This is a genomic window from Kineococcus siccus (assembly GCF_009906795.1).
Lineage (GTDB): Bacteria > Actinomycetota > Actinomycetes > Actinomycetales > Kineococcaceae > Kineococcus > Kineococcus siccus.
This window is the reverse complement of sequence record NZ_JAAALN010000350.1, coordinates 1-2,555: the sequence shown is the minus strand read 5'-3', so window position 1 is coordinate 2,555 and position 2,555 is coordinate 1. Positions and strand designations below refer to the sequence as shown.

Annotated in this window: 2 protein-coding genes; one reads left to right on the top strand and one right to left on the bottom strand. The window is 75.6% G+C overall.

Annotated elements, in window-relative coordinates; translation table 11 throughout:
* Nucleotides 1–720 (bottom strand): ROK family transcriptional regulator (locus tag GTR02_RS21270; protein WP_338073974.1); only part of this gene is annotated, 720 nt, incomplete at its 3' end.
* A gap of 112 nt (nt 721–832) precedes the next feature.
* Between GTR02_RS21270 and GTR02_RS21265 the strand changes: the two genes are divergently transcribed.
* Nucleotides 833–2,509, top strand: a complete 1,677-nt coding sequence (locus tag GTR02_RS21265; protein WP_420814760.1) for a glycoside hydrolase family 13 protein — start codon at nt 833–835, stop codon at nt 2,507–2,509.
* Nucleotides 2,510–2,555 lie beyond the last annotated feature (46 nt).

The following is a 2,555-nucleotide window of genomic DNA, read 5'->3' as shown; positions in this document are numbered from 1 at the left end:
GTCCTGGACGACCCCGGCCCCGAAGCGCTCCCCCGCCAGCAGCGTGACGTAGCTGGCGACGCCCCGGCCGTGACCGCGCCAGCCCTCGGCGAGCGCGGCGAGGTTCGCGTCGTTGTCGACGAGCACCGTCCAGCCGTGCGCCGCACCCAGCAGGCCGGAGAGCCCCGGGTTCATCCGCGCCCAGAACGGGTTGCCGCGCGCGGGCGTCAGGCCGTCGGCGTCCACGGGCGCGGGCACGCCGACCGCGACGGCGAGCACGAGCGCCTCCGCCGTCCCCGCGTCGCGCAGCGCCGCGCGCACGGCCCGCGCGATCGTCGTGACCCGCGTGCGCGGACTCGCGCCCGGCGACGTCGTGGCCTCGTGGTGCCCCAGCGCGGTGCCGTGCAGGTCGGTCACGCGGGCCCCGATCCGGTGCTGCCCGGCGTCCACGCCCACCACGACGCGCCCGCGGCCGTCGAAGCCGTAGCGCCGGGCGGGGCGGCCCTTGCGGTAGTCGCCGTGCTCGCGCTGGTTCGCGACCTCGCGCACCCAGCCGAGCTGCGCCAGCTCGTCGCACACGTCGTGGACGGTGGCGCGCGACAGGCCGGTCGCCGCCATGAGGTCGGAGCCGGTCACGGGGACCGCGTCCCACACCTGGTCGAGCACGGCGGCCGCATTCGCCTCGCGCAGGCGCCGCAGCGCCGTCGGCGCCGCCGCTGCCGTGCCGTTGGTCGGACTCACGTTGCTTGACCCCCTCGTCGTCTCGGCCTACTTTAGCCAGGCCTTAGATTTAGAGCCCAGATCAATCAGGAGGGCGCAGCCCGTGACCGACACGTTCCCGGCCGAGGAGGTCGTGACGAGCGCCCTCGACGTCGTGCGCACCACCGACGCCGAGGCGGCCACCTGGTGGCGGCAGGCCGTCGTCTACCAGATCTACCCGCGCAGCTTCGCGGACTCCAACGGCGACGGCCTGGGCGACCTGCCCGGCATCACGACCCGCGTCCCGCACCTCGCCGCGCTCGGCGTCGACGCGGTCTGGCTGAGCCCCTTCTACCCCTCGGCGCTCGCCGACGGCGGTTACGACGTCGACGACTACCGCGACGTCGACCCGCGCATCGGCACGCTGGAGCAGTTCGACGACCTCGTCGCCGCGCTGCACGCGCACGGCATCCGCGTCGTCGTCGACATCGTGCCGAACCACTCCTCCAACCGGCACCGCTGGTTCACCGACGCGCTCGCGGCGGGTCCGGGCTCCCCCGAACGCGCGCGCTACGTGTTCCGCCGCGGCCAGGGGCCCGACGGCGAGCTGCCGCCGACCGACTGGACCGCGATGTTCGGCGGCCCCGCGTGGGAACCCGTGGGCGACGGCGACTGGTACCTGCACCTGTTCGCCCCCGAGCAGCCGGACTGGAACTGGGACCACCCCGAGGTCCGCGAGGACTTCCACACCACGCTGCGCTTCTGGTCCGACCGCGGGGTCGACGGCTTCCGCATCGACGTCGCGCACGCCCTGGCCAAGGACCTCAGCGAGCCGCTGCCCTCGCAGGCCGACCTGCGCGCCCCCGACGTCCTCGACGGCATGCACCGCTTCGAGGACCGCGACGAGGTCCACGAGATCTACCGCGGCTGGCGCGCGGTGTTCGACGAGTACGACCCGCCGCGCACCGCCGTCGCCGAGGCGTGGGTGCCCGCGCACCGCCGGGCGCGCTACGCCTCCCCCGAGGGCCTCGGGCAGGCGTTCAACTTCGACCTGCTGCTCGCCGATCCCGACGCCGCGCAGTTCCGCCGCACGATCGAGGACAACCTCGCCCTCGCGCACGAGTCGGGCGCCTCCTCGACGTGGGTGCTGTCCAACCACGACGTCGTCCGGCACGCCACGCGCTACGCCCTGCCCGCCGGGACCGACCTGCCGGCGTGGCTGATGAGCGGGGGCACCGACCCGGCCCCGGACCTCGAGCGGGGCCGCCGCCTCGCGCGCGCCGCGACCGCCCTGGTGCTCGCGCTGCCCGGCTCCACCTACCTCTACCAGGGCGAGGAGCTGGGCCTGCCCGAGGTGGCCGAGCTCGACGCGGCCGACCTCCAGGACCCGACGTGGCAGCGGTCGCAGGGGACCGAGAAGGGCCGCGACGGCTGCCGCGTGCCGCTGCCGTGGACGGCGCACGGCGCCTCGCTCGGGTTCGGCGACGGCCCCGCGCACCTGCCGCAGCCCGCGTGGTTCGCGGAGTACGCGGTCAGCCGGCAGGAGGAGGACCCCACCTCCACCCTGGCGCTGTACCGGCGGGCGCTGGCCGCCCGCCGTCGCCTCCAGACCGGTGAGCAGCTGGAGTGGGCGGACGACGTCCCGGCGGGCGTCGTGCGGTTCCGCCGCCCGGGCGGCTGGACGTCGATGACGAACTTCGGCCCCGCCGCGGTGCCGCTGCCGGCCGGCCGCGTCGTGCTCTCGAGCGGGACGCACACCGACGACGAGCTCGCCACGCTGACGCAACTGCCGGGCGAGACGACCGTCTGGCTCGAGACCACCACCGCCTAGCGGACCGCACGACCCCGGCGACACCGCCGTCGCCGGGGTCGTGCGG